We start from the raw sequence: 17265 nt of genomic DNA on the forward strand, positions 1-17265 counted from the left end.
GAATGTTGAAATATCTCTTCCTGGCGATGGCAGGAATGTTCGCGGCTACCGCCCATCCGGCCGTGGCGCAGTCGCAATCGCAGCCGGCAGCCGCGACACCCGCGACCCATCCAATCTACGGCGTGTGGATGAACCCGTACAAGAGCGTGGCGGTGCGGACCGGGCCGTGCGGCGACCGGCTGTGCGGATGGATCGTCTGGGCCAATGACGAGGCGCAGAGCGATGCCCGCGATGGCGGCGTCACGAAGCTGATCGGCACGGCGTTGCTGGAAAATTACCGGTCGGACAAGCCGGGCAATTGGTCGGGTACCGTGTTCGTGCCCGACATGGGACGGCGCTTCTATTCGATCATTCAGCAGATCGGCCCCAACGACATGAAGGTGAAGGGCTGCATCCTGGGAGGACTGATCTGCAAGTCGCAGGTCTGGCACCGGATCGCGGACGTTCCCCATGCGTGAATGGCGTGCGATGGTGGCCCGGTATCGTACGCCGCTGTCGATCCTGGCGGTGCTGGTGCTCATCGCGCTCGGCTTCGTCGCGATGCAGCAGCTGACGCGCGAACTGCATTTCTCGCAGGTGCGTGCCGCGCTCCATGCGGTGTCGGCGTGGCAGATTATCCTGTCGATCGCCTTCACCGCGCTCAGTTACCTGACCCTCACCGGCTATGACGTGCTGGCGCTGCGGATCATCGGCCGGCCATTGCGCTGGCGGATCGCCGCGCTCGCGTCGTTCACCAGCTATACGCTCAGCCACAACCTCGGGCTGTCGCTGCTGACCGGCGGATCGGCGCGGTATCGCATCTATACCGCCAACGGTCTGGACGGCCCCGACGTCGCGCGCGTGATCGGCATCGCCAGCGCGACCTTCTGGAGCGGCGTCGTCACGGTTGCGGCGGTGGCGCTGCTGGCGCGGCCTGGACCGATCGATCTGGCCGGTCTGACGATCCCGGCGGCCGCCTCGCACGCGGTCGCAGCCATCATCCTCGTCGTCGTGGCGGCGCTGGTCATGCTTTGTGGCGGGGCGAAGGGGCCGTTGCGTGTGTGGCGACTGAGCGTGCCGCTGCCCAGCGCCGGGCAGGCCCTGTCGCAGATCGCGCTGGCGGTGCTGGACACCAGCGCGGCCGCCGCGGCGTTATTCGTACTGGTACAGGGGGCCGACCCCGCGTTGCTGCCGGCCTTCATCCTGGCTTATGCGCTGGGAATCGTCGCTGCCGTGCTGGCGCATGTTCCCGGCGGAATCGGGGTGTTCGAGGCGGTCGTGATGGCGGTGCTGCCGGGCGACCGTTCGATCGCCTTCGCCGCGCTGATCGCCTATCGCGTGATCTATTACCTGCTGCCGCTCGCCGTCGCGGTCGCGATCCTGGCGTGGCGCGAGGGCGTGCGGCGACGTCATCTCCTCGACACGCCCTTTTCCGCGCGCCTGATCCGCGATGGGCGCGCGGTCGCCAACGGCATCGCGCCGCTGGCGTTGAGCACCGCGACATTCATGGGCGGTGCGATGCTGCTGCTGTCCGATTCCTTGCCGTCGCTCCACGCGCGGATGGGCGTGCTGGTGGCGATCGTCCCGCTTCCCTTCATCGAGGCGAGCCATATTGCCGCCAGCCTGGTCGGCACCGGGCTGCTGCTGCTCGCGCCGGGCCTGTACCGGCGGCTGGACGGCGCGTTCGTCGCCACGCGCGCGCTGTTGCTGGCAGGCGCGGCCTTCTCGCTGGCCAAGGGCATCGATTATGAGGAGGCGATCGCGTGCCTGACGCTGGCGGCGATGCTGCAATGGACGCGGGGCGCCTTCTATCGCCGCAGCGCGCTGACACAGGTGCGCCTGTCGGCCGGCTGGTTCTCGGCGGTGCTGGTGGTGCTGGCGGCGGCGGTGTGGATCGGCTTGTTCGCCTATCGCCGCGTTCCCTATGCCGACGATCTGTGGTGGCATTTCGCGTTGAAAGGCGACGCACCGCGTTTTCTGCGCGGGATGCTGGCTGCGACGGTGGCCTTGATCGCGGGTCTGGCGTGGTGGTGGATGGGGCCGGCCCCGACCGTCCCCGACGATCAGCCGGTCGATCCGGCGACGCTCGATCGTCCGCTGGCGCTGGCCGACCGCACCGATGCGATGCTGGTGCACACCGGCGACAAGCGCATGCTGTTCGACGACAGCGGGGATGCGATGCTGATGTACCAGATCCGTGGCGCAAGCTGGATCGTGATGGGCGATCCGGTCGGCGACGCGGCGGCGTGGCCGGACCTGTTGTGGCGCATCCGTGATCTGGCCGATCAGGCGCAGGGCCGGTTGCTGTTGTATCAGGTCACCAATCGCGTGCTGGAACTCGCGATCGGCATGGGGCTTCACATCGTCAAATACGGTGAAGAGGCGATCATCGATCTGCCCGACTTCACGCTGGACACGCCGCGCCTGCGTTCACTGCGCAAGTCGGAGCGCGCGGCGGCGCGACGCGGGCTATCGTTCCGGATCGTGCCCGCCGCCGCCGTGGCGGTGGTGATCGACGAATTGGAGGCCATCTCCCGCGAGTGGATGGATGACAAGGGGCATGCGGAGAAGGGGTTCAGCCTCGGCCATTTCGCGCGCGACTATATGGAGCGATTCGACGTCGCACTGGTGATGGAAGGAGAGCGGATCGTCGCGTTCGCCAATCTCTGGCTGACCGACAATCATGCGGAAGCGTCCGTCGACCTGATGCGTCACCGCAACGATGCGCCGCACGGAACGATGGACTATCTGTTCGTCCACATCATCCAGTGGGCGCAACAACGCGGGTATCAGCGCTTCTCACTGGGGATCGCCCCGCTTTCGGGAATCTCGGGGCGGCGGCTGGCACCGGCCTGGGCACGCGCGGCGTCGCTGGTCTTCAATCATGGCGAGCGGCTGTACGGCTTTAGGGGCCTGCGCAGCTACAAGGAGAAGTTCGCGCCGCGCTGGGAGCCACGCTACATCGCGGGGCCTAAGGGCATCGCGCTGGTGCGCGCGTTGCGCGACCTGTCGCGGCTGATCGGGCGCGCACCCGCCGCATCGTGACCGATGCGGGCGGGCGCGCGTCCCGCCCGGATCACCCCTTGGGGGTGGAAAGGTGGGCACTCAGGAACTTGTTCATCTCGAACATGCTCGCCGATTTCTTGCCGAAGATCTTCTCCAGCTTGTCGTCGGCGTTGATCTGCCGACGGTCCTTGGCGTCCTGCAGGTCATGCTTCTTGATATATTCCCAGACCTTGCTGACCACTTCGCTGCGCGGCAGATCCTTCTTGCCGACGATCTCGGCCAGATCGGCCGAGGGCGTGACCGGGGCGGTGATGCCGCCGCGCGCGCCACCGGCGGGCTTGCCGGTCGCCTTGACCTTCTTCTCCGCGGCCTTCGTCTCTTCCTTGCCGCGCTTCTCCGCCGACTTCGCCATGCTTCGCTCCTCTGCCTGAAGGTCAATCGAATGGCGCAACAACCGGGCGCCGTGCAAGTTCATTACGGATGAGTCTTATCAAGGGTTTCCGTTCGATGCACCAGGAAGCGTCATGCGGAACAACGTGGTCGCGCCGGGGACGAGCAACAGGGTGCCGCCATGGGCCAGGGCGATCTGGCGTGCGAGGCTGAGCCCGACTCCGGTGCCCTCCGCCTTGCTGGTGTGGAACGGACGGAAGATATGCGCTGCACGCTCCGGGGGAATGCCGGGGCCGTTGTCCTCGATATCGATCAGTAGCATCTCGCCGTCCCCCGCCATGCGCAGCGCGACGCGCGCGTCCGGTCCCTCACACGCCTCGGCGGCATTCTGGAGCAAGGCCCAGAGTGCTTGCGTCACCTGATCGCGATCGAGCATCCAGCGCGCTTCCCGATCGATATCGACCGTCAGCGGAGTCGTCGGCCAGCGCCCCGCGAACAGCCGCGCCAGATCGCCGCCGAGGGCGTCGAGCGGCACCGGACGCGGGCTCGGCTCGGGAAGCCGCGCGAGCGAGCGATAGGCTTCCGTGAAGCGCAGCAGCCCCTCCGCCCGACGCGCAAGCGTGGCGAAGATCTCCCGAAGCAACGCGAGGTCGGGTGCGGGGCGGTCGATCGCCGCCGCGCCGCTGTCCGCCAGTGACGCGATCGGCGCCAGGCCGTTGAGCAGTTCGTGGCCCAGGACATGGATCAACTCGGCAGTGGCGCGCGCCTCGGCGGTGCGCTCCTCCTGTTCGATGTCGATCAACGCCGCGACGACCCCCGCATCGCCGAGCGAGACGCGATCGACGCGCCAGCTTCGTCCCTCGTAGCGGATGTGCGCTGCCTCGCCATCGGTCAACGCGGGCGGGGCGGTCAGTATGCGGCCATCGGTGGCGAACAGGCGGCGCGCGGCGCGGTTGAGCGCGCGGACGCTGGCTTGGTCGATCGCGACCAACGGGGTGGGGGCGGCGTCGAGCAGCAGGCGGTGCGCGGTCAGGTCGTGCGGCACCGGCGCCGGCGAGGGCAGAGGGGCCCGCACGCGGCGGATCCGGAACCAGTCCGCCACACCGATCCACACGGCCGTCAGCAGTGCGCCCGCCAGCAGCCCCCACATCCCGCCACGCGCCGCCGTTGCCCCGGCGACCCCGCATCCGACCAGCGCGGCGCTGGCCGCAAGCGCACGCACGTCAAAGGCCATAGCGTGCCATGCGGCGGTAGAGCGCGCCGCGACTGAGCCCCAGCGCCGTCGCGGCGTGGGTGACGTTGTGGCGATGCTGGCGCAGCGCCGCCTCGATCATCGCGCGCTCGGCTTCGTCGAGGTCGAAGGCGCTGGCGGCGTTGACCGGCGCGACGGTGACGGCGCTGGGTAGCGCGAGCGCGGCGGCGTCGATCGTGTCGCCCTCCGCCAGCAATACCGCGCGCTCGATCGCGAGCGCCAGCCCGCGCACGTCGTCGGGCCAGTCGGTCGACGCGATGAGCGCCTCGGCGGCGGGGGTGAGCGTCGGCACGGGCCGTGCGAACCGCGTGGCGGCGCTGCGGACGAAGTGGCGCGCGAGCAACACCGCATCGCCCTCCCGCCGGGCGAGTGGGGGTACCGCGACATCGACGGTCGCGAGGCGCCGCCGTAACGCGGGCGCGATCGCTTCCACCGACTCGAGGATCGCGATGCAGCGCGTCGACGGCGCCAGCCGATCGAGCAGCCGCGCCTGCGCCACCGTGTCCAGCGCATCGGCGTGGCGCAGGATGGCGGTGCCGGGCGCGCCGTCCAGCCGCGCCCAGGCGGCGTCGTCGCGCAGGTCGATACGCGCCGGCGGGTGGGCGGCATCGGCTGAGGCGGCGTGAATTGCCAGCGCCGTCAGCGTCCGCCCGCTGCCCCCCACGCCAGTCACCGCCACGCCGGCGCCGGTCGGGGCGATGCGACGGATCAGGTCACGCAACTGCTGGATCGCAGCGCTCTCGCCGAGCAATCGCACCGGCTCCGCAGCCGGCGTGGGGGCAGGGGACGCTACGGCGGCGGGCAGGCCACGCGCGATCGCCGCCTCCACCTTCGCGATCAGCTCGGCATTGCGCCACGGCTTCATCACGAAATCGCGCGCACCCGCCTGCATCGCGGCGACCGCGATGCGGATACCGCTGTGCGCGGTGATGACGACGACGCACGCGGCGGGATCGTCGGCGAGCAGCCGCGAGAGGCACACCAGACCCTCATCGCCGTTCGACACACCGGGGGTGAAGTTCATGTCGAGCAGGATCGCGTCATAACGGCGCGCCGCCAGCCGCGAATAGGCCTCGGTCGGGGCGGCGGCGGTGTCGAAGGCGTGGCCCGCCAGCCGAAACGCGATCTCCATCGCGCGCGCCACCGCCGGATTGTCGTCGACCAGCAGGATTGACAGCCCTTGCGACTGTCCATTCCCGGACGGTGCGTCCGTCCGCGGACGGTCACGGTCCGGCGAATCATCGGAAAGTATTTGATTCATGGGCTTTTCGCGTTTCGTCCGTGATCGGTGACACTGGCGTCATGATGACCGATCAGCCCGTACACGCAAATGGCTCGCCGGGCGCGAGCATGGATCGCCGGATCGAACGCCCCAAGGCGGCGTGGTGGCGGCGGCGCGAGGTGGTGATCGCGGCGGCGGTGGCGATTGCCGCGCCGCTCGGCTGGCAGATGCTCCCCGCCAGCGGATCGACCGACATCAAGCTGGCCGATATCGAAACCGGCGCGGTGACGCGCGCGCCCTTCGCCGATTACCTGCCGGTGCGCGCCACGGTCGCGCCGCGCGTCACGACCTTGGTCGGCGTGCTGACCGGCGGGCAGGTCGAGAAACTGCTGGTGCAGGACGGCGCGATGGTGACGGACGGGCAGCCGCTGGCGACGCTCGCCAACCCCGAACTGCGGCTGGACGTACTGACCCGCGAGGCCTCGATCGCCAGTCAATTGGGTAGCGTCGCAGGCGAGAACCTGGGGATCGAGCGCAACCGGCTAGACCGTGCCGGGCAGATCGCGCAGGCGAACTACGATCTCATCAAGGCGCGGCGCGACCTGTCGATCCGCCAGCAGCTCCACGATCAGGGTTTCCTGTCGGACGCGGGCGTGAAGAGCTACGCCGAGGAGGCGGCCTATCAGGAGAAGCGGCTCGCCCAGCTTCAGTCGGGTGGTGCGGCGGAGGCGCGGATCACCGCGACCCAGGGCCAGCGGCTCGACGATACGCGCGGCCGGCTGGAGCGCAACATGGCGGCGGTGCGCGCCGGGCTCGACGCGCTGACGATCCGCGCGTCGGCGAGCGGGCGGCTGACCAATTTCACGATCCAGCCCGGCCAGACGCTGAAGCCCGGCGACCCGGCGGGGCAGATCGACAGCGAAGGCTCGTGGAAGCTGACGGCCGACGTGGACGAATATTACCTCGGCCGTGTCGCAGTCGGGCAGAAGGCGCGCGCCGGCGACGCGGTACTGACCGTCTCCAAGGTGTTGCCGGCGGTGAAGGACGGGCGGTTTCGGGCGGAGCTGACGTTCGATCGCACCGCGCCGACCGGGCTTAACCGTGGGCAAACGCTGGACATTCGCATCACCCTGGGCAGCACCGCACCCGCGCTGGTCGCGCCGGTCGGCGGCTGGCTGGAGGCCGGGGGCGGATCGTCGGTGTTCGTGATCGACCCCGACGGCGGACACGCCCGCCGCCGGGCGATCAGGACCGGGCGGCGCAATCCCGAGCAGGTCGAGATCCTGTCCGGCCTCGCCGCCGGGGACCGCATCGTCACCACCAACACATCGTCCGTGAAGGGCGACATCCTCAACCTCCGTTGAAAGAGCCGATCATGATCCGTCTCGAGAATATCCAGCGCCGCTACATCTCCGACGAGGTGGAGACGACCGCGCTGGCGGACATCAACCTGCATGTCGCGGCGGGCGAGTTCGTCGCGATCATGGGGCCGTCCGGCTGCGGAAAATCGACCTTGCTCAACACGTTGGGCACGGTCGATCGCCCGACCGGCGGGCGGTACATGTTCGGCGACCGCGACCTGGCGGCGCTGGACGAGAAGGAACTGGCCGCGTTTCGCGGCAGCACGCTGGGCTTCGTGTTCCAGAGCTTCAACCTGATCGACGAACTGACGATCGAGGAGAATGTCGCGCTGGGCCTCGCCTATCGCAAGGATGCCGGAGACCGGCGCGCACGGGTGGCGGCGGCGATGGACAAGGTCGGGATCGCGCATCGCTCGCGACATTTTCCGCATCAATTGTCGGGTGGTCAGCAACAACGCGCCGCGATTGCGCGGGCGATCGTCGGCGATCCGAAGCTGATCCTCGCCGACGAGCCGACCGGCAACCTGGACACCGCCAATGGCGAGCAGGTGATGAGCATCCTGATGGGGCTGAACGACGAGGGCGCGACGATCGTGATGGTCACGCACTCGCCCAGCCACGCGGACATGGCGAAGCGGCGGATCGACATGCTCGACGGCCGGATCGTCGCCAGCGCGATGCGCGCATTGTGACAGAGGGGAGTAGCGGAATGATGAAGCGGATGACGGGCGTGGCGCTGTGTGCGCTGCTGGGTGGGTGCGTGGTCGCGGTCGGATCGAGCGACGCCGGGCCGATGCGGGGCGTCGAGACGAAGCGGTTCGAGGTTGCCGGCTTCGACGCGATCGAGCTGGCCGGGAGCGACAATCTGCGGGTCGTGCGCAGCGATGGCATGTCGGTGGTGGCGAGCGGCGATCCGCGCGCGATCGACGCGCTGCGGGTGACGGTCGAGGGCGGGACGTTGCGGGTCACGCGCAAGCCGGGCACCTGGCAGGACCGGGGCGCGATGGTGACGGTGACGGTCCCGTCGCTGCGCGCGGCGACGCTGTCCGGGTCGGGCGACATGGAGGTGGAGGCCGCCACCGCACCGACGTTCGACGCGCGGCTGGCGGGATCGGGCGACCTGATCCTGCGCGGGGTGCGCGGCGACACGATGCGCGTCGAGTTGGCCGGGTCGGGCGACCTGACCGCCAGCGGACGCGCGCGGCAGGTCGAGATCCGCGCGGCCGGGTCCGGCGATGTCGATGCGCGGGCGCTGGAGGTGCGTGACCTGCGCGTCGACGTGAGCGGCAGCGGCGACGTCCGCGCGCAGGCGTCGGGCACTGCCGGCCTCTCCGCCGACGGTTCGGGTGACGTGACGGTCACGGGCCCGGCGCGCTGCACCGTCCGCAAGGGCGGCAGCGGCGACGTGCGCTGCGGCTGATCCGATGACGAACCGCTACGCCCTGCTGTCGCTGTACCGATCGCTGACGCGGCACAGGCTGTATGCCGCGCTCGACATCGGCGGGCTGGCGGTGGGCGTGGCGGTGTTCCTGGTGCTGGGGCTGTACGTGCGGTTCGAGACCAGCTTCGAGCGCTGGCTGCCGCGCCACGACCAGATCTATCTGATCCAGACCGAACTGCATCTACCCGGCAGCCCGTTCAACGGCGCCTATCCCGCCAGCATGGCCGGGATGCTGGAGCAGTTGCGCGAGGACTTCCCCGGCCTGACCGGCACGCGCATCCGGGGCGGGGCGGGGGCGGGCAGCGTGACGCGGAACGGCATCGCGCAGCGCGAGGATGTCGCGCAGGTCGATGCGTCGTTCTTCGACGTGTTCGACCTGCCGATGGTCGCGGGCGACGGGCGGCGCGCGCTGGCCGATCCGTCGGCGGCGCTCGTCAGCCGGTCGGCGGCGCGCAAGTATTTCGGGAGTGCGGACCCGATCGGTCAGACGATGACGATCGGCTTCGACGGGCCGCAGGTGTTCCGCGTGGCGGGGGTGTTCGAGGACCTGCCCGCCAACAGTGATCTGCGCGCGGCGATCCTGACGCCGATCCCGCGCACCCCGCCGCCGATGCGCTGGGACTGGTATCGCTGGGGAACGGCGGCGGTGATGACCTTCGTGCGCTTTCCCACGCGCGCCGCCGCGGATGCTTTCGCGGCCAAGCTGCCCGCGTTCCTCAAGCGGCGTGTGGGCCATGATTTCGGGCCGGACCCGAATGCGATCCTGTCGCTGCCGCTGCTGCCGCTGACCGACCTGCACCTGCAACCGCCGGGCGCGGAGAGTGCCAGCCGCGTCGCCGCGCTGGTGACGCTGGCGATCGTCGGTGCGCTGACGCTGCTGATCGCGATCGTCAATTACGTGAACCTCGCCACCGCGCGCGCCGGGCTGCGCGCGCGTGAGGTGGCGATGCGCAAGGTCGTCGGAGCCAGCCGGGGCGCGCTGATCGCGCAATTCATGGCCGAGGCGGTGTTGGCGAGCGCGCTGGCGACGCTGGTCGGGCTGATCCTGACCGAGCTGGCGCTGCCGTTCGTCAACGCCACCGCCGGTTTGTCGCTGAGCGTGCCCTATGCCACGCTGGTTCCCGCGCTGATCGCGCTGGCGGCCGGGGTCGGTGTGATCGCGGGCTCCTATCCCGCGCTGCTGCTGTCGCGCTTCCCGGCGGCGGCGGTGCTGGCGAGCGCGCGGACGCCCGGTGGCGGGCGCGCGGGCACGCGGCTGCGCGAGGTACTGGTGGTCGTGCAGTTCGGGCTGGCCATCGCGCTGTTGACCGGGACGCTGGTGCTGGTCGCGCAGACACGGCATCTGCGGCAGACCGATCTCGGTTTTCGGCGTGACGGCCTGCTGACCTTGCCGTCCTTCGCCGCCGACGATCTCGCACGCGAGCAGCGGCAGGCGCTGCTGGCCGCTTTCCGCGCAATCCCCGGCGTGGTCGCGGTCGGCACGGCGGATGCCGTTCCCGGCGACGGGGTGGCAAGCGCCACCGAACAGGGCGGGGCGGGCGTCGACATCATCGCGATGCCGGGACAGCCCGGCCCCGGCCTGACGGTGTTGCGCGTCAACAGCGGCCCTGATTTCTTCCGCGCCTATGCCCCGCGCCTGCTCGCCGGGCGGTTGCTCGACGACGCGCATCGCCGCGACGATGCGACCGACTGGACGAAGGGCAAGGACGGCTTCAACGTCGTCGTCGATCGCACCGCCGTCGCGGCGCTCGGCTTCCGCTCTCCGCAGGCCGCGATCGGGCAGACGGTCGGCGGGGCGCAGCCACGCACGATCGTCGGCGTGATCGAGCCGCTGCGCTTCTTCTCGCCGCGCCGCCCGCAAAGCCCGACCTTCTATTTTCATTATCCGGCGCTGCCGCCGCGCGGGATGGCGACGCTGCGCTATGCGGGTGACGCGCGCGCCGTGCAGGCGGCGGTGGCGGCGGCGTGGCACCGGATCGCGCCGCAGGTACCGCTGGTCGCCGAACCGGTCGATCGCCGCCTGCGCGAGTTCTACGCCGCCGATGATCGCGCCGCGCGCCTGCTGGGGGTCGGTGCGCTGCTGGCGGTCGCGATCGCGTGCATCGGTCTGTGGGGTCTTGCCGCCTTCAACGCCGCGCGGCGGATGCACGAGATCGGCATCCGCAAGGTGCTGGGCGCGTCGTCCGGCGACATCGCGCGGCTGTTGACCGGGCAGTTCCTGCGTCCGGTGGTGATCGCCAACCTGCTCGCCTGGCCGCTCGCCTGGGTCGCGATGCGCAAATGGCTGGCGGGCTTCTCGGACCGCATTGCCCTGTCGCCGCTGTATTTCCTGACCGCCAGCCTGCTCGCGTTGCTGGTCGCGGTCGCCACCATCCTGTTCCAATCGCTGCGCGCCAGCCGCGCGGCCCCCGCCTGGGCGCTCCGCCATGACTGAGCCGCTCCTCTCTTTCTCTTGCAAGGACGTGTCGTGATGAACCGCTTCGCCCTTCTGTCGCTCTACCGGTCGCTGACGCGGCACAAACTCTATGCCGCGCTCAATATCGGCGGGCTGGCGGTCGGGATCGCGGTGTTCCTGGTGCTGGGGCTGTACGTCCGGTTCGAGACCAGCTTCGACAAATGGATTCCGCGCCACGACCGCATCTATGTCGTGCAAACCGTCTGGAACCTGCCGGGCAGCCCGTTCAACGGGCGCGAATCCCAGACGATGGGCGGTCTGCTGACGCAATTGCGGGAGGATTTCCCCGGCACGGTCGGCACGCGCATCTGGGGCGGGGAGGGGGCGGGCAGCGTCCTGCGGCGCGGCGTGGCCACCAAGGAGGATGTGGCCGAGGTCGATTCGTCGTTCTTCGACGTGTTCGACCTGCCGATGGTGAGTGGCGACGGGAGACGTGCGCTGGCCGATCCGTCCGGCGCGATCATCAGCGAGACGCTGGCGCGCAAATATTTCGGCACCAGCGATCCGATCGGGCAGACGATCACGGCCAGCTACGAACAGCCGCGCAATTACCGCATCGGCGGGGTCTTCCGCGACCTGCCCGCGAACAGCGAGCAGAAGCTGTCGCTGATCCTGCCGCTGCCGAAGGGCGATCGTAACGACAATTGGTCGCATTGGGGCAGCTCGCACCTGCAAACCTATCTGCGGTTCGACACGCCGGCGGCGGCGCGCGCGTTCGAGCAGAAGCTGTCGGCGTTTGTCGATCGCCGCGCCTTGAAAGACATGGGGCCGCATGCCTCGAAGATGCAGAATCTGGCGCTTCTGCCGCTGACCGAGGATCATCTCGCGTCGCGGACGGGCGGCGTATCGAGCAAGAAGCTGACCGTCGTCACGCTCGGTCTGGTCGGCGCGCTGACGCTGCTGATCGCGATCGTCAATTACGTGAATCTCGCCACCGCGCGTGCCGGACTGCGGGCGCGCGAGGTCGCGATGCGCAAGGTGCTGGGGGCGGATCGCGGCGCGCTGGTGGCGCAATTCCTGGGCGAGGCCATGCTGACGGTCGGCATCGCGGCGCTGGGTGGGCTGATCCTCGCCGAGCTCGGCCTGCCGCTGGTCAATGCCGCGGGCGGGCTGTCGCTGGCGATCCCCTATGCGCTAGTGGTGCCGGGGCTGGCGGTGCTGGTGCTGCTGGTCGGTGCGCTGGCGGGTTTCTATCCGGCGCTGCTGTTGTCGCGCTTCCCCGCCGCCGCCGTGCTGGCGTCATCGCGCTCGCCCGGCGGCGGGCGTGCGGGGACGCGCGTGCGTGAGGCACTCGTCGTGCTGCAGTTCGGGCTGGCGATCGCGTTCATGATCGGCACCGTCGTGCTGCTCGCGCAGACACGCCATGTCCGGCAGGCCGATGTCGGCTATCAGCGCGACGGCCTCATCATCGTCCGGTCGATTTCCGACGACACGGTCACGCCGGTGCAGCGTCGTGCGGTGCTGGAGGCGATCCGCGCGCTGCCGGGCGTCCAGAAGGTGGCGCTGGGCGGCGAGGGTGCGGGCGGCAGCGGCTCCAAGAACGGCGACAACGTGCCGTTGCCGGGCGTGCCGGGCGACGGTCCGAACCTGCGCTGGGTCACGACGGGGCCGGGATTCTTCGATGTCTATGGCGCGCGGTTGATCGCCGGTCGCCTATTCGATCCGGCACGGCGCGAGGACGATCAGCAATCGGTGGATATGGCGAAGGGGACCAACATCCTCATCAATCGCCTCGCCGTGAAGCAATTGCGCTTCGCCTCGCCCGAGGCGGCGGTCGGCAAGACCGTCGGTGGCGATCGTCCGCGCACGATCGTCGGGGTCATCGAGAACATGCGCTTCGACACGCCGCGTGATCCGATCGCGCCGACCTATTTCTATTATGTCAGCGATCCCGCGACGAACGCCAACATGATCGCCAATGTCCGCTACAGCGGCGATCCGCGCGCGATGCTGGCGGCGATCCGGACGGTCTGGCAGCGGATGGCGCCGCAGGTGCCGTTCAATGGCGATACCGCCGACAACCGGCTGGCGCGCTATTATCAGGCGGACGAGCAGACGGCGCGAATGTTCGGCATCGGCGCGGGGCTGGCGGTGCTGATCGGGTGCGTCGGATTGTGGGGGCTGGCCTCGTTCAACACCCAGCGGCGGGTCAAGGAGATCGGCATCCGCAAGACGCTGGGCGCGTCGGCGCCGGATATCGTCAAGCTGCTGGTCGGCCAGTTCCTGCGCCCGGTGCTGATCGCCAATCTGGTCGCCTGGCCGCTGGCGTTCGTGGCGATGCGGACGTGGCTGGCCGGGTTCGACGACCGTGTCGCGCTGTCGCCGCTCTACTTCCTCGGCGCGACATTGGTGGCGATCGCGATCGCGGTGCTGACGGTGCTGGGCCAGTCGCTGCGCGCCAGCCGTGCGGCCCCGGCCTGGGCGCTGCGCCATGACTGACGATCGCCGCTTCGCCCACTCATCCAAGGACGTGTCGCGATGAACCGCTTCGCCTTGTTGTCGCTCTATCGCTCGCTGACCCGCCACAAATTGTATGCCGCGCTCAACATCGGCGGGCTGGCGGTCGGGATCGCGGTGTTCCTGGTGCTGAGCCTCTATGTCCGGTTTGAGACCGGGTATGAGACATGGCTGCCCGACCACGACACATTGTACGCGGTCGAGGAATATTGGGACCAGCCCGGCAGCCCCAGCAACGGCTATCAGTCCGGGACGATGGGCGGGCTGATCGACCAGCTGCGCGCCGATTTCCCCGGCACGGTCGGCACCCGCATCCAGATGATGAGCGTCAACGTCGTCCGCGACGGCGCCGCCAGCACCGAGATGCTGGGTTATGCCGACCCCGACTTCCTCGACATCGTGAAGGTGCCGATGGTGGCGGGCGACGGGGCGAAGGCGCTGCGCCGGCCGGGCGACGTCCTCATCAACGAGACATTGGCCCGACGCTATTTCCCGATGGGCAATGCGATCGGGCGGACGATGACGCTGACCGTGCTGGGCACGACCGCCGATTACCGTGTCGCGGGCGTCTTGCGCGATCTGCCGCGCGATACCGAATTGCAGTTCGCGATGCTGACCCGGATGCCGGTGCCGCATCCCGACCCGGACTGGAACCATTGGGGCAGCCGGCGGGTGCTGACCATCCTGCGCTTCGACACGCCGGCGCAGGCGGCGGCGTTGCAGGCGAAGCTGCGCGCGTTCGTCGATCGCCGTGCAGTGCGGCTGGAGGAGCTGGCGAAGGATCTGAGCCTGCGGATCAATCCGCTGACCAGCCTGCACCTGCAACTCACGCCGGGGCGGACGATGACCGTGACGACATTGGGGATCGTCGGGGTGCTGACGCTGCTGATCGCGATCGTCAATTACGTGAACCTGGCCACCGCCCGCGCCGGGCTGCGCGCGCGGGAGGTGGCGATGCGAAAGGTGCTGGGCGCGGATCGACGCGCGCTGATCGTGCAATTTCTGGGCGAGGCCGTGCTGGTCGCGACGCTGGCGGCGCTGGGCGGACTGATCCTGGCGGAGATCGGCCTGCCGCTGGTCAATGCGGCCGGCGGGTTGGCGTTGACCATCCCCTATGCGGTGGTGGCGCCCGCGCTGATCGTGCTGGCGCTGACGATCGGGGTGGCGGCGGGGCTGTACCCGGCGGTGCTGCTGTCGCGCTTCCCGGCGGCGGCCGTGCTCGCCTCCGCACGTGCGCCGGGGGGCGGACGCGCGGGGACGCGGGTGCGCGAGGCGCTGGTGATGTTCCAGTTCGCGCTGGCCACCGCGTTCATGATCGGGACCGCCGTGCTGGTCGCGCAGACGCAGCACGTCCGCACCACCGAGCCGGGCTTTCGCCGCGACGGGCTGGTGATCGTCGGGGCGAGCAGCGACCTGGGGGTGAGCGACGCGCAACGCACCGCCTTCCTGACCCGCGCCGCCGCGCTGCCGGGGGTGCAATCGATCGCGACATCGGATTCGACGCCGGGATCGAGCAGCTACAATACCGACAATCTCGCCATGGCGGGCCGCGCCGGGCCGGGACCGAGCCTGCAGGTCATCCGCGTCGGGCCGGACTTCTTCCCGACCATGGGTATTCGGTTGCTGGCCGGGCGATTGTTCGACGACGCGCACCGGCTGGACGACCTTCGCAACGCGACGAAGCGCAGCGATCCGGTCAATATCGTCCTCAACCGCCGCGGCGCGGCGGCGCTGGGCTTCCGCGATCCCGCCGATGCGATCGGCAAAGCGACGGGCGGGATCAGTCCGCGCACGATCATCGGCGTGGTCGAGGATGCGCGCTTCTTCTCGCCGCGCGAGGCGGTCAGCCCGACCTATTATCTGTACCAGTCGCGCTATTCGACCAGCCCGCGCACCACCCTGCGCGTCGATGGCGATCCGAGCGTGATGATCGCGCCGCTGCGCCGGCTGTGGCGGCAGGTCGCGCCGGCGGTGCCGTTCGATGCGCGCACCGCGACGCAGAGCATGACCGAATATTACGAGGCCGACGACCGCACCGCGCGGCTGTTCGCGATCGGTGCGGGGCTTGCGGTTCTCATAGGCTGCGTCGGATTGTGGGGTCTCGCGTCGTTCAACACGCGGCGGCGGGTGAAGGAGATCGGGATCCGCAAGACGCTGGGCGCGTCGGCGGCGGATATCGTCCGGTTGCTGATCGGACAGTTCCTGCGGCCCGTGCTGCTGGCGAACCTGTTCGCCTGGCCGCTGGCCTATGTCGCGATGCGGACCTGGCTGGCGGGGTTCGACGATCGGATCGCCTTGTCGCCGGTCTTCTTCGTGGGGGCCTCCGCACTGGCGACGGCGATCGCGGTGCTGACGGTCTTGGGACAATCGCTGCGCGCCAGCCGCGCGGCTCCGGCATGGGCATTGCGACATGAATAGATGGTGGGGAAGCGCGCTGGCGTTGCTGATCGCGGCGCCGGTACAGGCGGAAACGCTGGGTGAGGCGATCGCGACCGCCTATGCGACCAATCCGCAGCTGGCGGCGGCGCGCTCCCGGCAGGAGGCGCTGGCGGAGACACCCGAACAGGCGCGCGCGCTGGGGCGACCGACGCTGGGGCTGGGCGGGGGCGCGGGATATGACCGGCTGAACGGCGGCAACACCGCCAGCGGATCGGTGACGGCGGCGCTGCCGATCTGGACCGGCGGGCGCGTCGGATCGGCGGTGCGCGCGGCGCGCCAGGATGTGGCGGCCGGTGCGGAAGGCGTTCGCGATGCCGAGGCGGTGGTGCTACAATCGGTCGTCTCCGCCTATGCCGCGCTGCTGTACAACCAACAGGCGGTGGAGGTGGCGCGGGTCGGCATCCAGCGGCTGGACGGGCAGGTCGCCGAGGCGCGCTCCCGCTTCGGGCTTGGGCAAGTGACGCGCACGGACGTGGCGCAGCTGGAGGCGCAGCGCGCCAGCGTCGCGGGCAATCTGGCCGATGCGGAAGGCGCGTTGCAGACCGCCGCCGCCGCCTATCGCGCGATCGTCGGACAGGAGGCGGGGACGCTGTCGGCGGACGTGGCCGTGCCGGAGGCGTTGCCGGCGGATCGCGCGGCGGCACGCGACGCGGCGGATCGCGCCAACCCGCTGCTGCTTCAGCAGCGCCGCCTGGTGGCGGCATCGGCGGCGCGGATCGACGCGGCGCGTGCCGAGCGCGCGCCGGCCATCGACCTGTCGGGTGGCTATGCCCGGGGCGGACGCCTGGCGGACGGCGACGTGCGCGCGTTCGATGCGGCGGCGCAGGTCGGCATGACGCTGCGCGTGCCGTTGCTGACCGGCGGGCTGGTGCCGTCGCGCGTCCGGCAGGCGGAGGCGGCCAATCGCGCCGAGCGGTTCCTGGCCGATGCGGCGGAGCGCGAGGCGCTGCGCGCCACCGACGCGGCATGGGCGACGCTGACCGCCGCGCAGACGCGGCTGCGCGCCAATATCGACGGGCTGGCCGCCGCCGATCTGGCGCTGAAGGGCGTGCGATCGGAATATGGGTTCAACCTGCGCTCGACGATCGACATTCTCGTGGCCGATCAAAGCTATCGCGGGGCGCAATTGGCGGTGGCGGCGGCGCGGGCCGACGTGCTGGTGGCGCAGGCGGCGCTGCTGCGCGCGGTCGGTCGGCTGACCCGCGATGCCTATGCGCGTTGAGTCATGTTGAGAATGATTGTCACTACGAATAGAGGAGGCGC

General features: G+C 69.8%; 12 protein-coding genes. 9 read left to right on the forward strand and 3 right to left on the reverse strand.

What is annotated here, in order from left to right; all coding sequences use genetic code 11:
* Positions 1–2 precede the first annotated feature (2 nt).
* Together NS334_RS03960 and mprF are read left to right on the forward strand one after the other, a co-directional pair.
* Positions 3–458: a DUF2147 domain-containing protein gene (locus tag NS334_RS03960; RefSeq protein WP_083500238.1), complete on the forward strand. Its 456-nt coding sequence runs from the start codon at positions 3–5 to the stop codon at positions 456–458.
* A complete protein-coding gene (gene mprF, locus NS334_RS03965) occupies positions 451–3024 on the forward strand; it encodes a bifunctional lysylphosphatidylglycerol flippase/synthetase MprF (RefSeq protein WP_058754680.1) in 2574 nt (857 codons plus the stop codon). Before NS334_RS03960 ends, mprF begins: the two co-directional genes overlap by 8 nt.
* Positions 3025–3055: 31 nt before the next feature.
* Here the strand turns inward: mprF and NS334_RS03970 are convergent, their stop codons facing one another.
* The 3 genes from NS334_RS03970 to NS334_RS03980 form a co-directional block, all read right to left on the reverse strand.
* Positions 3056–3397 (reverse strand): SWIB/MDM2 domain-containing protein, encoded by a 342-nt coding sequence (locus NS334_RS03970; RefSeq protein WP_058754681.1) that lies wholly within the window; start codon positions 3395–3397, stop codon positions 3056–3058.
* A gap of 78 nt (positions 3398–3475) precedes the next feature.
* Positions 3476–4597 carry a sensor histidine kinase gene (locus NS334_RS03975; protein WP_241491799.1) on the reverse strand — a complete coding sequence of 374 codons (1122 nt, stop codon included), beginning with the start codon at positions 4595–4597 and terminating at the stop codon, positions 3476–3478.
* Position 4598: 1 nt separating this feature from the next.
* Positions 4599–5888: a response regulator gene (locus NS334_RS03980; protein WP_083500239.1), complete on the reverse strand. Its 1290-nt coding sequence runs from the start codon at positions 5886–5888 to the stop codon at positions 4599–4601.
* An 89-nt stretch (positions 5889–5977) separates the two neighbouring features.
* Here NS334_RS03980 and NS334_RS03985 point away from each other — a divergent pair, with 89 nt between their 5' ends.
* The 7 genes from NS334_RS03985 to NS334_RS04015 are packed head-to-tail and all read left to right on the forward strand — an operon-like array spanning position 5978 to position 17224.
* A complete protein-coding gene (locus NS334_RS03985; protein ID WP_058754719.1) occupies positions 5978–7213 on the forward strand; it encodes an efflux RND transporter periplasmic adaptor subunit in 1236 nt (411 codons plus the stop codon).
* A gap of 11 nt (positions 7214–7224) precedes the next feature.
* Positions 7225–7902, forward strand: coding sequence for an ABC transporter ATP-binding protein (locus NS334_RS03990; RefSeq protein ID WP_193752995.1), 678 nt, complete (start codon positions 7225–7227; stop codon positions 7900–7902).
* A gap of 17 nt (positions 7903–7919) precedes the next feature.
* Positions 7920–8630, forward strand: a complete 711-nt coding sequence (locus NS334_RS03995) for a head GIN domain-containing protein (RefSeq protein ID WP_058754683.1) — start codon at positions 7920–7922, stop codon at positions 8628–8630.
* Between the two features lie 4 nt (positions 8631–8634).
* Positions 8635–11085, forward strand: a complete 2451-nt coding sequence (locus tag NS334_RS04000; protein ID WP_058754684.1) for an ABC transporter permease — start codon at positions 8635–8637, stop codon at positions 11083–11085.
* Between the two features lie 36 nt (positions 11086–11121).
* Positions 11122–13545: an ABC transporter permease gene (locus NS334_RS04005; protein ID WP_058754685.1), complete on the forward strand. Its 2424-nt coding sequence runs from the start codon at positions 11122–11124 to the stop codon at positions 13543–13545.
* A gap of 39 nt (positions 13546–13584) precedes the next feature.
* Complete coding sequence (locus tag NS334_RS04010) at positions 13585–15981, forward strand: ABC transporter permease (protein WP_058754686.1); 2397 nt, start codon at positions 13585–13587, stop codon at positions 15979–15981.
* Positions 15974–17224: a TolC family protein gene (locus tag NS334_RS04015; RefSeq protein WP_058754687.1), complete on the forward strand. Its 1251-nt coding sequence runs from the start codon at positions 15974–15976 to the stop codon at positions 17222–17224. Before NS334_RS04010 ends, NS334_RS04015 begins: the two co-directional genes overlap by 8 nt.
* Positions 17225–17265: the final 41 nt, after the last annotated feature.

Source organism: Sphingomonas endophytica (assembly GCF_001476895.1).
Classification (GTDB): domain Bacteria; phylum Pseudomonadota; class Alphaproteobacteria; order Sphingomonadales; family Sphingomonadaceae; genus Sphingomonas; species Sphingomonas endophytica_A.